The organism is Enterobacter sp. Acro-832, assembly GCF_011752745.1.
GTDB lineage: Bacteria > Pseudomonadota > Gammaproteobacteria > Enterobacterales > Enterobacteriaceae > Enterobacter > Enterobacter quasiroggenkampii.
Genome location: NZ_VWWX01000002.1, coordinates 1 through 15,185, shown reverse-complemented (window position 1 = coordinate 15,185; position 15,185 = coordinate 1). Strand labels below are relative to the sequence as shown.

General features: G+C 52.0%; 15 protein-coding genes and 1 pseudogene. 11 read left to right on the top strand and 5 right to left on the bottom strand.

Annotation, left to right across the window (positions count from 1 at the left end; translation table 11 throughout):
- Positions 1-15: 15 nt before the first annotated feature.
- Positions 16-1,695 (bottom strand): acetolactate synthase AlsS, encoded by a 1,680-nt coding sequence (gene alsS, locus F3J31_RS06500; protein WP_024906953.1) that lies wholly within the window; start codon positions 1,693-1,695, stop codon positions 16-18.
- A 13-nt stretch (positions 1,696-1,708) separates the two neighbouring features.
- Positions 1,709-2,488 (bottom strand): acetolactate decarboxylase, encoded by a 780-nt coding sequence (budA, locus tag F3J31_RS06495; RefSeq protein ID WP_086374961.1) that lies wholly within the window; start codon positions 2,486-2,488, stop codon positions 1,709-1,711.
- Between the two features lie 105 nt (positions 2,489-2,593).
- On the opposite strand from budA, the gene F3J31_RS06490 reads away from it, so the two are divergent.
- The 9 genes from F3J31_RS06490 (at position 2,594) to F3J31_RS06450 (ending at position 10,724) form a co-directional block, all read left to right on the top strand.
- Positions 2,594-3,475, top strand: a complete 882-nt coding sequence (locus F3J31_RS06490; RefSeq protein WP_111967349.1) for a LysR family transcriptional regulator — start codon at positions 2,594-2,596, stop codon at positions 3,473-3,475.
- Between the two features lie 333 nt (positions 3,476-3,808).
- Positions 3,809-4,666 (top strand): MurR/RpiR family transcriptional regulator, encoded by an 858-nt coding sequence (locus tag F3J31_RS06485; RefSeq protein ID WP_167212061.1) that lies wholly within the window; start codon positions 3,809-3,811, stop codon positions 4,664-4,666.
- Between the two features lie 127 nt (positions 4,667-4,793).
- Positions 4,794-6,122, top strand: a complete 1,329-nt coding sequence (locus F3J31_RS06480) for an aspartate aminotransferase family protein (RefSeq protein WP_167212058.1) — start codon at positions 4,794-4,796, stop codon at positions 6,120-6,122.
- Positions 6,119-6,673, top strand: coding sequence for a carboxymuconolactone decarboxylase family protein (locus tag F3J31_RS06475; RefSeq protein ID WP_175557789.1), 555 nt, complete (start codon positions 6,119-6,121; stop codon positions 6,671-6,673). The genes F3J31_RS06480 and F3J31_RS06475 overlap by 4 nt, the downstream gene beginning before the upstream one ends.
- Before the next feature lie 125 nt (positions 6,674-6,798).
- The gene (glnH, locus tag F3J31_RS06470; protein WP_045909654.1) at positions 6,799-7,551 is read left to right on the top strand and encodes a glutamine ABC transporter substrate-binding protein GlnH; all 753 of its coding nucleotides are present in this window, start codon (positions 6,799-6,801) and stop codon (positions 7,549-7,551) included.
- A gap of 50 nt (positions 7,552-7,601) precedes the next feature.
- Positions 7,602-8,258, top strand: coding sequence for a glutamine ABC transporter permease GlnP (gene glnP / locus F3J31_RS06465; protein ID WP_024906945.1), 657 nt, complete (start codon positions 7,602-7,604; stop codon positions 8,256-8,258).
- Positions 8,259-8,260: 2 nt separating this feature from the next.
- A complete protein-coding gene (gene glnQ / locus F3J31_RS06460) occupies positions 8,261-8,983 on the top strand; it encodes a glutamine ABC transporter ATP-binding protein GlnQ (RefSeq protein ID WP_024906944.1) in 723 nt (240 codons plus the stop codon).
- 21 nt (positions 8,984-9,004) lie between these two features.
- Positions 9,005-10,036: a C45 family peptidase gene (locus tag F3J31_RS06455; protein ID WP_167212055.1), complete on the top strand. Its 1,032-nt coding sequence runs from the start codon at positions 9,005-9,007 to the stop codon at positions 10,034-10,036.
- A gap of 232 nt (positions 10,037-10,268) precedes the next feature.
- A complete protein-coding gene (locus tag F3J31_RS06450) occupies positions 10,269-10,724 on the top strand; it encodes a hypothetical protein (RefSeq protein WP_167212052.1) in 456 nt (151 codons plus the stop codon).
- A 155-nt stretch (positions 10,725-10,879) separates the two neighbouring features.
- Here F3J31_RS06450 and F3J31_RS06445 read toward each other — a convergent pair whose 3' ends face one another.
- Entirely contained in the window at positions 10,880-11,182 is a 303-nt protein-coding gene (locus tag F3J31_RS06445) for a multidrug efflux SMR transporter (protein ID WP_167212049.1), read from the bottom strand.
- Positions 11,183-11,565: 383 nt separating this feature from the next.
- Here F3J31_RS06445 and F3J31_RS06440 point away from each other — a divergent pair, with 383 nt between their 5' ends.
- A complete protein-coding gene (locus F3J31_RS06440) occupies positions 11,566-11,946 on the top strand; it encodes a hypothetical protein (protein ID WP_167212048.1) in 381 nt (126 codons plus the stop codon).
- Positions 11,947-12,211: 265 nt separating this feature from the next.
- A complete protein-coding gene (locus F3J31_RS06435) occupies positions 12,212-13,105 on the top strand; it encodes an ion channel (RefSeq protein WP_167212045.1) in 894 nt (297 codons plus the stop codon).
- Positions 13,106-13,358: 253 nt separating this feature from the next.
- On the opposite strand, the gene dgt is transcribed toward F3J31_RS06435, so the two are convergent.
- On the bottom strand, positions 13,359-14,585 hold the full coding sequence (gene dgt / locus F3J31_RS06430; RefSeq protein WP_167212042.1) for a dGTP triphosphohydrolase: 1,227 nt from the start codon (positions 14,583-14,585) through the stop codon (positions 13,359-13,361).
- Positions 14,586-15,068: 483 nt separating this feature from the next.
- A pseudogene (locus tag F3J31_RS23390) lies at positions 15,069-15,185 on the bottom strand (dihydrodipicolinate synthase family protein); the annotation flags it as partial.

The window sequence follows — 15,185 nt, the reverse complement described above, 5'->3', positions numbered from 1 at the left end:
TGTCCTTATGTTGAGTCACAAAATCTGGCTGAGATGGAGCTGGCCCATCAGCAGCGGGTTATCGCTGTAGTCGACGGGAATGGCCACCACGGCCGGGCCATCCACATCCATTGCCGCACGCAGCGTGGGTTCGAGCGCGTCGGCGCTCTCCACGGCAAAGCCTTTCGCGCCAAAGGCGTCGGCATAGACTTTGAAATCGACCGGGCCGAACTCGACGCCGGAAAGACGCTGGTATTTTTTCTCTTCCTGAATGGCAACCATGTTGTAGCCGTTATCCACCCAGATGATGTGCAGCACGTTAGCGTTGAGGCGCACCGCGGTTTCCAGCTCCATGCTCGACTGCAGGAAGCCGCCGTCGCCGGAGACCGACACCACCTTGCGGCTCGGGTTGACCAGCCACGCGCCAATGGCCCACGGCAGCGCGACGCCCATGGTCTGCTGACCGTTGGAGATCATCACCTGACGCGCCCGGAAGCTGTAGAGGTAGCGGGCGATCCAGATGTGGAAGCTGCCCATATCCACGGTGAGCGTCACGTCGTTATTGACGATGTCCTGCATGGCGCGCACGATGCGCAGCGGATGCAGGGCAAACTGATTAAGCGAGGCGCCGCGACGATCGAGCAGATCGCGCTGATGCTGGCGGTCGACCAGAATTTCGGAGGCCCGCTGGCTTAGCTCAAGCTTATGGTCGATACGGTTAGCGAGCTGATTCAGGGTTTCGGCGATGTCCCCCACCAGCTCCAGATCCGGCACGTAGTTACGTTCTTCATAGGCTGGCAGCACATCAATGTGCACCAGCGTGGCGTCGCCGCTGTTCCACATGGACGGCTCGTACTCCACCGGGCTGTAGCCGATGCAGATAATCAGATCCGCCAGATGGAGCAGCCGGTCACCCGCCTGGTTATTGAACAGACCGACGCGTCCGGCGAAGCGGGTGAAGTGCTCCTGATTCACCGCCCCGGCGGCCTGATAGGTGCTGGTGACCGGAATACGGCTTTTCTCCAGCAGCTTGCGCAGCGCGGCGCTGTTGGCGGGCTGGCTCGCCATCAGCCCCAGCAGGATGACCGGGTTTTTGGCCTTTTCGATAAGCTTCGCCACGTCGTTGATGGCGGATTCCGGTGCCGGCCCCATCAGCGCGGGACCGCTGGCGGGTAAAATCGCCCCCGTGGCGGGCTGATCGACAATATCCTGCGGCAGGCTGACGAAGGCGCCCCCCGGCCTGCCGTGCTCGGCGGCGCGAAACGCGTTGGAAACCACCTCAGCAATTGCGTCCGGCGCACTCACCTCCACGGCGTATTTGGTGACCGGGCTGAACATGGCGACGGTGTCCATGCTCTGGTGCACCAGCTTCGCTTTATCCGCCCGCTTCACCGCCCCGCCCAGCGCCACCACCGGGTCGCCTTCGCTGTTGGCGGTGGCAATGCCGGTGATCAGGTTGGAACAGCCGGGCCCGGAGGTCACCAGCGCCACCCCGGCCTTGCCGGTCAGACGCCCTACCGCCGCCGCCATAAACGCCGCGTTGGCTTCGTGACGCACCGGAATAATCTCGATGGAGGAGTCCAGCAGGGAGTCAAAGACCTTGTCGATTTTCGCCCCCGGGATCCCGAACACCTGCTTCACGCCCTGCGCTTCCAGCTGGCCGACAACCAAATCGGCGCCGTGCGCCCACTGACGTGACTGTTTCTCACTGTTCACGGTAGTTCTCCTGTTAGTTTTCGACGGCACGGATCGCCGCATCCAGATTGCTGGGGTGAAGGTTGGCCTGTAAAAACGCGCTATCGGCGGGCAGGTCGATCATCAGCTTGTGAATTTCACCGAAGGTGAGCACGCCGCTCTCCAGCTGGTAGTCGAGCAGATGCCCCCCGCCCTGACGGTCGTCGGTAATGAAATGTTCGTGGTAGCCCGCCACGTTGATGCCCTGCATATGCTGCGGCGTGCGGAACCCGACCAGCACCCCTTCACGCTGGTTAAAGCGGAACACCGGCTGGTCGTCCAGCACGTCGGTCATCGCGCGGTACGGCGGCTTCTGGCGCGGTACTGTGCGGGTGTGGGCATGGCGGAAGTTGCCGTCAATGCGCAACGCGCAGAACAGGTTATCGGAGGGGATCTGCTGGTCGATCGCGTCGTGGATCTGCTGACGGCTGACCGGCGCATTGAAGGTGATCCGATACTGCGGCTGGAACCAGGTCATCACCGCAAACGGCGTTTTTTGCTCCGGCTTCGCGGCCCGGGCGCTGCCGTCGGCGCGCAGCTGGTACACCTGGCTGCTGAAGGCGATCATTTCGCCGTCCAGCTCGTTGAAGGTGCCCAGACCAAAGTCACCGTGTGCCAGCAGATCGGCGATGGTGGTCTCTCCTTCATACACGCCGCTTAGCAGGGCGCTCATTAGCGATGTCTGATAGATCACGCTGTCAGGATGCTGAGCAGAGAACCCGCGCAGGGTCTCGCACAGACTGGCTTCACAGTCGCAGGCAGATGAATGCACCATCATGCTCGTCCTCTTCAACTTTATTTAGAAAGGTTAAATAAATGTTGACCCGATTCAGCAGAGAGTTCCAATATAGAAACCATGCTGGTTTGAGACGTTTTAGATATGGAACTTCGTTATCTGCGGTATTTTGTCGCGGTTGCACGCGAGCGACACTTCACCAGGGCGGCCGAAGCGCTGGGTATTTCGCAGCCTCCTCTGAGTCAGCAGATCAAACGGCTCGAAGAGGAAGTGGGCACGCCGCTGTTCAGGCGCCTGACGCGGGGCGTGGAGCTGACCGAAGCGGGAGAAGCCTTCTATGAGGACGCCTGCAAGATCTTGGCGCTGAGCGATGCCGCGCTGGAGAAAGCCCGCGGCATCGCGCGCGGGCTGAACGGCAACCTGTCGATTGGCATCACCAGCTCCGACGCTTTTCATCCCAAAATCTTTACCCTGATTCGCCAGTTTCAGGTGCAGAACATGGCGGTGCAGGTTCATCAGGTGGAAGCCAATATGTCGTCCCTGACGACGATGCTGGCGGAGGGTGAACTGGATATCGCCTTCGTGCGCCTGCCGTGCGAGAGCAGCAAGGCGTTCGAGTTAAAAATCCTCGACCGGGAGCCGATGGTGGTGGCGCTGCATCGCGATCATCCGCTGGCGACGTGCGATTCGCTGGCGTTAGAGCAGCTTCGGGATACGCCGGTGGTGCTGTTCCCGCAGGAGGTCGCGCCGGGCCTGTACGACCGGGTTCACGGCTGCTGCGAGCGGGCCGGGATTGACGTGCAGCACGCGCTGCAGTCGTCTCAGCTTTCCTCCTCCCTGAGCATGGTTTCCGCAGGCGGTGGGTTTGCGCTGGTGCCGAAATCCATGGCGGCTATATCTCCGCCGAATGTCACCTATCACACGCTGAGTTCACCGGAGCTGTATACCGACATCGCGCTCTGCTGGCGGCGCTTTGAACGCTCACGGACGGTGAAGCGGTTTTTGACGATGCTGAGCGAGGGGTGACGGCCGTGCTGCTGTGCCCGGCGGCGCTTCGCTTGCGCGGGCCTACGGTTCGTGTCGCTTTTCTTTTGTAGGCCGGGTAAGGCGTAGCCGCCACCCGGCAATACCAGTCTCCGGTGTTAACTCCAGATATCGTTCTCTGCTATGGCTTAAGAGGACAATTCTGGCGTTCAGGATGGTTTCGCACGTCTGATACCCCTGTTCAGTTCCCCGTTGACTTATTTACGCTGTGTTTTCATCATCCGTTTCCGGGACAACGCGAGTCCGTTCAGTCTGCGAAGATCGAACGTCACTTGACAACAGCAGCGCTAACCTTAAACAGCGGGACTATTTGCTATGAATCCAAGGGAAAATATTGTCAGTACATTCAGTGAGTTGTCTGCGGAATTACAGCGTGCTGCCGAGTTCTCGCTACAGAATACCAATCAACTGGTCGTGCTATCGATGCGTGCCTTCGCCAGTGAAGCCGGTGTAAAACCCGCTACGCTGCTGCGGCTAGCGCAACGATTAGGCTACAACGGCTGGGGTGAACTCAAGGACGCATTCATCGATGAACTCGGGCTGCGCAATGATACATATGTATCCAAAGCCGAGAAGCTGATCGCCAAAGGCACTCAGCCGCAGCTGTATGAAGAGGTGTTTCAGGCGCATCAGGCCAATTTGGCTTTCACACAGCATGAGAACCATCAGGCCATGGAGCAGGCCGTATCGCTGCTGGACGCGGCTGAGAATGTCTATATTTGCGGCTTCCGGGCCAGCTTTCCTATCGCCTGGTCGCTGTTTTATGTCTATCGACTGTTCAATCGGCAGGCGTCGTTAATTGATGGTCTGGCAAGCAACATCGAGGTGTTCACCCGCGAATTAACAGCACAAGATTGCCTGTTACTCACCAGTTTTGCCCCCTATTCCCGTGAGTCGCTCGATGTCCTGCGCGCGGCCCAGCAGGCAGGCGCGACGATCGTTGCCATCACGGATTCTCCCGTCTCGCCATTAGCCCAGGCTGCCGATTGCACGCTGCTGTTCTCCATAGACAGCCCGTCGTTTTTCCCTTCCGTGGTGTCCGGCATGGGGCTGGCCGAGTGTTTACTGGCGATGCTGGTCGCGCGCCATGGTCGAGATGCAGTGAATAAAATCGAAAATGCTGAACGCTACCTTATTAACTCTGGTGCCTATGTGGTGCCCGGGAAATCCTGAAAAATAATTCATTTGCATCCGGCATAAGAAAACAGAATGCATTTGAATCAAAATGAAATTGACGTGATACAAATGAATCCTGCATGATGCGCTTCATTAGCACAGCGCATTCAGGAGCAGGACCAGCATGACCCATATCATTCACCGCAGTCTACGCAGCACGCCCGCCGTGGCGGTACGCGCCCAGGGGGCGTACATTTTTGATGCACAGGGAAAACAGTATCTGGATGCCTGCGGTGGCGCCGCCGTTTCCTGTTTAGGCCACGCGCATCCTGACGTGCTGGCTGCGATGCATCGCCAGATCGATCAACTGGCCTATGCCCACACCAGTTTTTTTACCAGCGACACCGTTGAGCAGCTTGCTGAACAGCTGACGCGCACGGCGCCTGGCGATCTTAACTATGCCTATTTCGTTTCGGGCGGTTCGGAAGCGGTTGAAACCGCGCTCAAGCTGGCGCGCCAGTATTTTGTTGAGATCGGCCAGCCGTCGCGCACCAAATTTATCGCCCGTAAGCAAAGCTATCATGGCAATACCCTTGGGGCGCTCGCGGTGGGAGGCAACGAATGGCGCCGCCGCCAGTTTGCTCCCTTGTTGATCGACGTGATCCGCGTTTCGGCCTGCAATGAGTATCGCGACCGCCGCGCTGACGAAACCCAGCAGCAATACACCACGCGTCTGCTCAACGAGCTGGAGCACGCCATTATTGAGGCCGGTCCCGACACCATTATTGGTTTCTGTGCAGAAACCGTGGTGGGGGCCACCACCGGCGCCACCCCGCCAACCCCGGGCTATCTTAAAGGTGTACGCAACCTGTGTGATAAATACGGCATCCTCTACATCGCGGATGAAGTCATGTGCGGCATGGGACGCACCGGCACATTGCATGCGTTTGAACAGGATGATGTGGTGCCGGATTTGGTGACCATCGCGAAGGGGCTGGGGGGCGGCTATCAGCCGATTGGCGCAGTATTAGCGAGCGAGAAGATTGTCTCAGCCCTGCAGGCCGGTAGCGGTCTGTTCCAGCACGGGCACACCTACATTTGCCACGCGACCGCCGCGTCCGCAGCCCTGGCCGTGCAGCAGGTGATTGCACGTGACAATATGCTGCAGGCGGTGAGGCAACAGGGGGATTACCTGCACAGCGCATTGCGTGAAGTGCTGGGGGAATTACCGCACGTTGGTGATACGCGTGGACGCGGCTTGTTTGCGGGCGTTGAGCTGGTACGCGATAAAGAGAGCAAAACCCCCTTTGATCCTGCCCAGAAGCTGCATGCAGCCATCAAAGCAAACTGTATGTCGCGTGGGCTGATGGTCTATCCAATGGGTGGAACTATTGACGGCCAGTATGGCGACCATATCCTGATCGCACCACCGTTTATCGTCACGCCTGGCCAGCTCGACTTTGTGGTCGACACGCTGAACACCGTGATTCGCGAAGAGACCAGCAAATTATGATCAATCGTTTACCGCCGCTGGCGGAGCATGAGTGGGACGACCAGCAGCGCGCGTTGGCCGAAGAGATAATCAACGGGCCCCGCGGTGCGCTGCTGCCACCTTTCGAGCCGCTGCTGCGCAGCCCAGAGCTTATGGCGCATGCACAACGCATGGGGGAATACCTGCGTTATCGCAGCGCGCTGGGGCAGCGCCTGTCTGAACTGGCGATTTTGATGACCGCGCGTCACTGGTCGCAGCCTGTGGAGTGGGCGATTCATGCGCCGATAGCGCGCGAGAAAGGTATATCTGCCGCGGCGGTGCAAGCGATTAATGAAAAGCGTCTTCCAGAGGATCTGCAACCGGATGAATGGGCGGTCTATCACTTTTGCAAGGAATTGCAGGAGCAGCAGAAGGTCAGCGATGCCACCTGGCAGCACGCTATCGCGCTGTGGGGCGAGAAAGGCGTGGTGGATCTGATCGGCATCAATGGCTATTACAGTTTTCTCTCAATGGTAATGAACGGCGCGCAGACGCCGGTACCCGACACCCGGGATGAGATTATTCCCGCATAAGCTTTCGCTTTAACTTTGGCGCATGAAAGTGCGCCCTGCATATCAACGTTTTATTTTCCCACCCCGCAGATGTATTTCGCCGGGTGACATTCATGCACGCTACTTCACTGACGCCGAGGGTTATCATGTCTGGATTATTAACTAAATTAAAAGTTACGTTAGCGCTGGTCGCTTGCTCCGCCAGTTTTGTGGCACAAGCGCAGGATAAATTAACGGTTGGCGTTGATACCGCCTTTGTCCCCTTTGAATTTAAACAAGGCGATAAATACGTCGGCTTTGATATTGATTTGTGGGATGCCATCGCCAAAAAAATGGATGTCAGCTACGAATTACGCCCGATGGACTTCGGGGGACTGATTCCGGGTTTGCAATCACGTAATCTGGATGTCGCCATGGCGGGCATTACGATAACCGACGCGCGTAAACAGGTCGTCGATTTCAGCGACGGTTATTATGATGCTGATTTATTAATGGCGGTGAAAAGCAGCGATAATACCATTACTAAATTCAGCGATTTAGCAGGAAAGAAAGTGGGATTAAAGCAGGGAACGGCGGCGGCGAGCTTTATGAAAAGCAAATATAAGGCGAACTATGTTGAATTCCCAAATATCGACAACGCCTATCTTGATTTGCAGGCAGGTAACCTTGATGCCGTGGTACATGATTCCCCCAATGTGCTCTATTACGTAAAAACGGCGGGTGATGGCAAAGTGAAATCGACCGGCGAGACTGACAGCATTCTGCCACAGCATTACGGTTTTGCCATGCAGAAGAACAGCAGCCTGACGCCGAAGATCAACGCCGCACTGCAGGCGTTACGTGCGGACGGAACTTACAACAAGATTTACGTGAAGTGGTTTGCTAAACAGCCAAAATAATCCCGCCAGGTCGGAGCGATCCGACCTCGTTGCATCTTAACGGGTAACATATGAATTTCGACAGTAAATATATTTGGGAGTCCCTGCCGCTGCTGTTGCAAGGACTACAGCTGACGCTGATTATTTCATTATCAGGTTTATTGGGTGGTTTTGTTATTGGCCTGCTGGCGGGAACCTGCCGGGCGCTCGGAGGGAAAATATCAAAAACAGTCTCGTTAGTTTTTGTCGAGTTAATCCGCGGAACGCCTATTATGGTGCAAGTGATGTTTATTTACTTCGCACTCCCCATGGTGTTACCGATTCATATCGACCCGGTAACGGCGGCCATTACGACCATTGTGATTAACTCGGGTGCTTATATTGCAGAAATCACCCGAGGGGCGATCCTCTCGATTAATAAAGGTTTTAGAGAGGCCAGCCTGGCAATGGGATTATCCCAGCGTAGCACGCTATGGCATGTCATTATGCCGCTGGCATTACGCCGTATGATCCCTGCGTTGGGTAATCAGTGGATTATCAGTATTAAAGACACCTCGCTGTTTATTGTGATTGGTGTGGCGGAATTGACTCGTCAGGGGCAAGAAATTATTGCCGGTAATTTCCGCGCGCTGGAAGTCTGGACCGCAGTGGCAATGATCTACCTGCTGGTGACGCTGTGCCTGAGTTTCCTGCTGAAGCAACTGGAGAAGAGGATCCATATTTTATGAGCATGGTTGAATTTAGCGCAGTGTCGAAAAATTTCGGCGCCACTCAGGTACTGCACGACATCAATTTAAAAATTGATGCTGGCGAAGTCGTGGTGATCATCGGCCCTTCCGGTTCGGGCAAATCGACGCTGCTGCGCTGCATTAACAAGCTGGAGGAAATTTCCTCCGGCACGCTGCTGGTAGCGGGAATGCATATTACCGATCCTCACGCTAACGAATGTGATATCCGCCGTGAAGCCGGGATGGTGTTTCAGCAGTTCCATCTGTTCCCCCATCTGACGGCGCTGGAGAATGTGATGTTTGGTCCGGTTCGCGTACGCAAACAGAGCAAAGCCGCCGCGCGGGAACAGGCGCTGGCGCTGCTGGACCGCGTTGGCTTACGCGAACGCGCCAGTCACTACCCATCAGAGCTCTCTGGCGGTCAGCAGCAACGCGTGGCCATTGCCAGAGCCCTGGCGGTGAAACCGAAAATGATGCTGTTCGATGAGCCGACCTCAGCGCTGGACCCCGAATTACGGCATGAGGTGCTGAAAGTCATGCGCTCGCTGGCCGAAGAAGGCATGACCATGGTGATTGTGACCCATGAAATCGGCTTCGCCCGCGATGTGGCATCCCGGCTCATCTTTATTGATGGCGGTACCATTGCCGAAGATGGTCCACCTGATATGCTGCTGAATAGCAGTCGCAATCCCCGCCTGAAAGAATTTTTGCAACACGTATCCTGAACAGAAGTGAATAACAACACTATGAAAAAAATCGACATTCGTGGTTCCGCTTTTGCAGTAGGTCAGGCGCTTGGCGCGTTCGGACGCGAGGCCTGGCATGCAAAACTGACGCAAACGGCGTTGTGGCAAACCGTTACCGCCATGAAAGACGCAGAACAGACCCGGAGCATGCGTTCGCGGGTCCAGTCTCAGTATCCCCTGATCTGGCAGGAGCTGGAGGGATTGGCCGCGGGTCTGGATGCACCGTTTGATGAGGTGTTTGCCTGGAACTGCCGCGGCGATCTGGTGCGCTCAACCTCTGATGGCTGCACCACGGTAGCGGGAAGCACCGCGGAGGGAGAGCTGATTATCGCGCATAATGAAGACGGTTTCCCGCAGCTTCGCAATGACTGCGCCATCGTCAGCATCACCCCGGATGACGGCCTGGCGTTCACCAGTTTCGCTTATCCGGGATCGATTTGCGGACACACCTTCGCCGTAAACGAAAAGGGTGTGGTGAATACGGTGAATAACATACGCGCTTTGCACCGTCCGGACGGCATGCCGCGCCAGATACTTGCCCGCGCTGCGCTGAATGCCGCCAGCTTGGACGAAGCTATCACTATACTGACCTCATCACCACGCGCCGGAGCCTTTCATCATACGCTGGGACAAATGGGAGACAGCCGGCTGTTTAGCGTGGAGGCGACGGGAACAGGCTGTTCCGTCACGCCGCTACGGGACGTTTTCGCCCATGCTAATCACCTTATCCACCCTCAGCTTGATGCTGTTGAGCAGGTGATCACTGACAGCTCCCGGTCACGCCAGCAGCGGCTAAACGCCTGGCTGGAGACGCAATCTCACCTTGATGGTGCAGCGGCACTGGGTATTCTTTCAGACCAGCATGATCCCGCGCTCCCGATTTATCGTCTCTCGCCACACGACCCGGATGAAGAGAACACGCTGGCCACGGCCATTTTTACCCTGAGTACGTCGCAGATAAAATGGCAGATATTCACACACGATCGGCAAAAACCCATTTTACAGCAGGAAGGTCCGGCGGCGCTGCGCTAGCGCGGGCCTACAGGGCTGTGATTTTTGTAGGCCGGGTCAGGCGTAGCCGCCACCCGGCAATGCCCTTCTGGAAGCCGCCTCGCAAACCTGCAAGCAACCTTATGTAATTCAGGGGCATCCCCTTTCCTTCCTTTTTTCACCGCCGTAAAGTGCCTGCGTTGCGGCACATCCGTAACCGGGCGTAGGAACCCGTTAGCATAACATGACATTTTTTGGACAAAGAGGATGCTAAATGGCGACTACCCCTGAATTTTCCTACACGCTTTCTGAGGAAAGCGCTGTTCATCAGCTCATCACCTACCCCATTTCCGATTCTGCGGATCTCTTCGAACTGGCCGATGCCTGCGCCGCTTACGTAAGCGTACTGGTGGAAACTGACGATGCGGTGACGTTTGCCGCGCTTTGTAAGCAATTACTGGCTGCGCTCAAACGGCTGCGCGAGTGCTGTGACTCGGAACTTCCGCCGTATCTGGTTGAACAGCTGATTACGGGGGAAAAGATTGCTTCCTGCGTGCCGGACTGCTGGCAAGAGACGACGTTGCAGGTGGATTATGCCGTAGCGTTAACGCTGGCGGTGATGGGCGGGACGCTCCCTGTAAACGTGGCGAAAGAACTGACCGGGCTGCTGCATGATATGGTCTGGCTGCTGGCGGAGTTTGTGAAGGAGCCTTATATCACGGCGCACTGAGGTGGATGATGGGAGGCTGGAGTTCTGCAGGATAAAAAGCAGGGCTTTGACCTTACTAAAAGAATAGCGTTGTTTGTTGAATGTCCGTTAGGCGCTGTGAGTTCAATAGGTGATGCTGCTGGGTCAGATTGCCCCAGCCCAACACTGCGGATATCTCAGGATGCCAGTTTCATCATAATAAGGCCCGCTACAATCACCACCGCAGCGAGTATGCGCTTCGGCGTTGCTGGTTCTCCAAGAAAATACAGACCAGCAACAAATGAGCCTACTGCTCCTATCCCAGTCCAGATGGTATAAGCCGCTCTCAGCGGTAATGAGCGCATTGCCGCTGAGAGTAAGGCAAAACTTGCTATCATGCCGACGAAAGTCACTATCGAGTACAGTGGGCGGGTAAATCCATCGGACAACTTCATTGCATAAGCCCATACAACTTCAAGTAAACCTGCAGTAACCAGCATTCGTCAGGCCATAATTTCTACTCCTAGGGCGCTCAGGGCTCTACGGCCGCAGCCCAACGGGCCGCCAATTCTGTTCGTCGACCACTTGTAAGGCATATGGTACCAACAATGGGCATACCGTAATCATTACGCCCCACTTTCTGCCAGAACCGGGGCATTCAGTCTATTTTCTATGCGACCTAGACAGTTCAGTGATTACCCCCAGCTCTACTGACAGGGAAAAATCAGCTGTTAAGTAATCCTCCATCTGTGACCTTAGTTATTCCTTCCCTTTAATCCACGACCAACCGGACAGACTAAAATTTATTCCCAATGACAAAATTTTACCTAAAGAATCGCGTATTCTGCTCGATAACTACTTAATCACTAACGGAGATAAAACAATGAAATGTTGCTGCGGATTAAAATACTTCTTTTTCCTCATGTTGTTATTCACTCAATTTGCAAACGCAAAATCCCCCTGCTACAAGTTGGCGACTACGGCATTTTTCAACAGCAACCTTGCACCGACCGTTTCAACACCCGATAGCTTGAAAGATGCAAATCTTGAAATGACTGATGGTGAAACATTCTGCAAACGTCTTGTTCAGGCCGTAAAAACGAAGAAAACAACAACCGGGATACTGAGACAAAAAGCGGATGACATGCTTAAGGCTGCAAAAAACGACTTTGAGCACAATGGCGATATGGATCAACTTGAACTTGCGAAATATCACTATGAGCTGACCGTTGGCTCTGCCAATATTGCAGAAGAACAGCCTTAATTTTCCTTTCTATTATTTAGAGAGCTTATGGGACCATCAGCGATGATGACTGCCGCCTCGCATGATGAATAAAAAATATTTAACCGGCAGCTATGAGCGATCTGTGGACACTACTCACAGCATTCTGTGGGAGTCAACGGGCAGCAGGTCAGCCAAGTAGCAGGCACCAACTGGAGGATATTGAATGCGTATACTCAAAAAAATGCATTTCCTCTGGCTATTTTGTTAAACTGTGAGCAAATGAAGAAAATAATTTATTATCACTATGAAAATTAAAAACAAAGCAGCATTAACCTATTCTCTGATAATTGTATTTTTTGCTGTAGTATACTATTGGACTTGGTTAGCTTATCCAGACTCATTCATAAAAAATAACGCTCTGAACTCTACTCCTATTCATAATGCTATAAATTTAGCATTTTCGTATAATGGTGAAAATCATGAGGATTATGAGGTTATTTCAAACGAGGTTTTTTCCAAAGAGACATTGAAAGAAAAAAAAGAATTTGACAGAATAATTAGTCAAAACATTAAGCTTGAAAGTATATTATCCCAGCAAGAATCAAAACTAAAATTAATAAACGTAAATCTGTCAAAAGCATGGGCTAAGAATACACAGTCCTATGTGGACGAAGCGTCTCTAAAAATTCACAAGGAGCTGAATGTTAAAGAAGGCGAGCTTAAAGCTATATTGTCACTGAAGAATAAAATTCAAGAAAGCCAGTTTGATATTATGTTGGCTGATAAAAACATCGAAATATCGAAAATTAAACTCAGGATAGCAACTTTAGAACGCGATGCTTTAGAGTATGTTTTATCACATGCTGGTGACTTCAATGATCCAAAGATCGTTTCTGAATTAAATACCACCAATAAAATAATAGATGACGCGAGATCTAAATTAATTATAAATAATAAAAAAATAATTAAAATAAAAAATAATGTGCAAGATTTGTTGAGTAAACGTCAAAAGGAAGATCTCAATTTTTGGGATTTCGCTTTTTACAGCATTGGAATATCAACAACAACTACATTTGGTGATTTAGTCGCTAACTCAAGATTAATCAGAATGCTAGTTTGCATACAGCTGTTGTTATCTATTTTAGTGCTAGCCAACGTAACTCAAAGTTTTTTGTCAAAAAATAAGAAATCACTATGAACCATAGGGCCTAACTATTATTAGATGACCACGTATGCTGTCGGCACAGGGCTGCTGTTGCAGCCCTGAAAATCTTAAAAGATATCTCTAACCGCAATGCCCGGATAACGGGCTGAGCTATCTAGTTTTTATTGCCCAACAGAAGTTGGATATCCTAGAGGATCTTAGTGTTGTCAACATCACACACAATGACCTCTTAAAGATCTTATATTAGTATTGCCGACAGTATTCGCACCTCTGGGATCTAATTATTCTATTTCTTGCAATGCGTTTCCCATTCTTTTATAGCAAACGTATCCATCATGCCGGAAATATAGTCAACCACCGCCCGCTTTTTCTTGTCCATAAATTCATCAGTGTCTTTTTTTGGCAAGGAAAACTTAAGTTCAGGGGAGAGGAACTTATAATTCTCATCCTTGTTATAGAAAACATATAAATCATTGATTATCATATTCCCTCTGAACTCATAGGTGAGTATATTACGTTTTCTCATGATGACTTTAAAAAGTAGCTTTTTAAGACCTTCAGATAAGGCATTCAGATTTCCGAATCCAAGCTCATGAAAGCCATTTTTGTTCTTTATTACAGAAATGTCCGTGACGAGGCGATTGACAATATTGGAGGTCAATTCCTTACGAAAAATCATTGCAAACTCTTCTGAGGTCTTGAGTGAAATTGCCTGAAAGGCTGTTTCTTTTGACTGAATGACAAGATCCCTAAACTGGTCTAACGCGCCTTTGAAATCGTCAGAAATAAGAAATTCATACTCAATGTCTTCGATCGTGACCATGTTTCTGCTTAGGGCATCTTCTAGATCATGTGCTGCATAGGCAATTTCATCCGCGAGATCCATTATCTGCGCATCAATCGTTTTCTCTCCAGGTTTTAGATCGAGTTGCTTTTCAGAAAGCAGCTTATTGTAAAATTCAAAGTCGTCATCATAAATGAATTTGTTAGCAGTAGAGCGGATATTGGGATACTTAATAACCGAAAGCAAGCTGCGGTGAGTCAGATTCAAGCCACTACAGTCTGCATATTTTTTTTCAAGTTTCCTAAGTATGCGTAGCGCCTGCGCGTTACCTTCGTAACCACCAATATCCTTAGACAGTTCGTTAAGCAGTTTTTCACCTGAATGACCAAATGGAGGATTGCCGATATCATGCGCGAGAGCTGCCAGCTCAACCACCACGGGATGAACCAGTTCGAGATCTGATGCGATACTTCTGGCGATTTGCGCTACCTCAAGACTGTGCGTTAATCTGTTTCTGTTGAATTTTTCAGGATCGACTTCAAAAAGCTGCATCTTTCCCTGTAATCTACGAAATGATGATGAATATAGAATTCGTGCGTAATCACGCTGATAGTCATCTCGATTTCTTACTTTAAGAATGGCACCAGAGTGTTCTCTAGTATCTGCCAAGGTGTTGATCAACTTTTGCTCTTGCTCTTTCGCAAATGCTTTTAGTTCATTGTCGTACATATTTCCTCCTTGCTGTGTAGAACATTAAGCTAGAATACAGGATGAATAAGCTTGGTAGCTATGTTCTATGAGGTGATTATTTATTAATGAGTACTGCCTATTACCGCAATTTCAAAATGCAAAGCTTAGTCTACTTCTTATTGACGGACATAGCACATCTCTGTGCGACTTCCGCTTTTGGCACGGAGTGGACGGCTTCACTGAGCAGAAAGTCCACTGTGATGGAAGACCTGTCATGCTTCCCTATGGAACAGGTTCTCAATGATGGCATCACTTAATAATGAAGGGAAGCAAGCCAACGAATCATAACAGGAAAGCCCATTATACACGTGTATAATGGGCTTTCCTGTTATGACATGGCGAACTTAGCTGGAGGTCCGCAGTTAGCGAAGAGCGGACCTAAAGAACTTGTGTCAAACATCTGACGATTGATCCCCCACCAGGTTTCAAAAGGACCGGTAGACACCCCGTCTTGCGGAGAGATCACTTCAGCTCCAGCATGCTTATCACATGGGCAATATCCGCGATATCACCAGCTGACAATGGTTGCAGAGGTCGAGGCAGGCAATCCATGTCGGTAAGCCCAAGCACACCAGCAGC

Coding starts and splice junctions, on each gene's coding strand:
- F3J31_RS06480 (WP_167212058.1), top strand. CDS start 4,794: ATGACCCATATCATTCACCGCAGTCTACGCAGCACGCCCGCCGTGGCG.
- F3J31_RS06445 (WP_167212049.1), bottom strand. CDS start 11,182: ATGCTGGTTACTGCAGGTTTACTTGAAGTTGTATGGGCTTATGCAATG.
- F3J31_RS06485 (WP_167212061.1), top strand. CDS start 3,809: ATGAATCCAAGGGAAAATATTGTCAGTACATTCAGTGAGTTGTCTGCG.
- F3J31_RS06435 (WP_167212045.1), top strand. CDS start 12,212: ATGAAAATTAAAAACAAAGCAGCATTAACCTATTCTCTGATAATTGTA.
- F3J31_RS06450 (WP_167212052.1), top strand. CDS start 10,269: ATGGCGACTACCCCTGAATTTTCCTACACGCTTTCTGAGGAAAGCGCT.
- glnQ (WP_024906944.1), top strand. CDS start 8,261: ATGGTTGAATTTAGCGCAGTGTCGAAAAATTTCGGCGCCACTCAGGTA.
- F3J31_RS06455 (WP_167212055.1), top strand. CDS start 9,005: ATGAAAAAAATCGACATTCGTGGTTCCGCTTTTGCAGTAGGTCAGGCG.
- dgt (WP_167212042.1), bottom strand. CDS start 14,585: ATGTACGACAATGAACTAAAAGCATTTGCGAAAGAGCAAGAGCAAAAG.
- F3J31_RS06440 (WP_167212048.1), top strand. CDS start 11,566: ATGAAATGTTGCTGCGGATTAAAATACTTCTTTTTCCTCATGTTGTTA.
- glnP (WP_024906945.1), top strand. CDS start 7,602: ATGAATTTCGACAGTAAATATATTTGGGAGTCCCTGCCGCTGCTGTTG.
- F3J31_RS06490 (WP_111967349.1), top strand. CDS start 2,594: ATGGAACTTCGTTATCTGCGGTATTTTGTCGCGGTTGCACGCGAGCGA.
- F3J31_RS06475 (WP_175557789.1), top strand. CDS start 6,119: ATGATCAATCGTTTACCGCCGCTGGCGGAGCATGAGTGGGACGACCAG.
- glnH (WP_045909654.1), top strand. CDS start 6,799: ATGTCTGGATTATTAACTAAATTAAAAGTTACGTTAGCGCTGGTCGCT.
- budA (WP_086374961.1), bottom strand. CDS start 2,488: ATGGTGCATTCATCTGCCTGCGACTGTGAAGCCAGTCTGTGCGAGACC.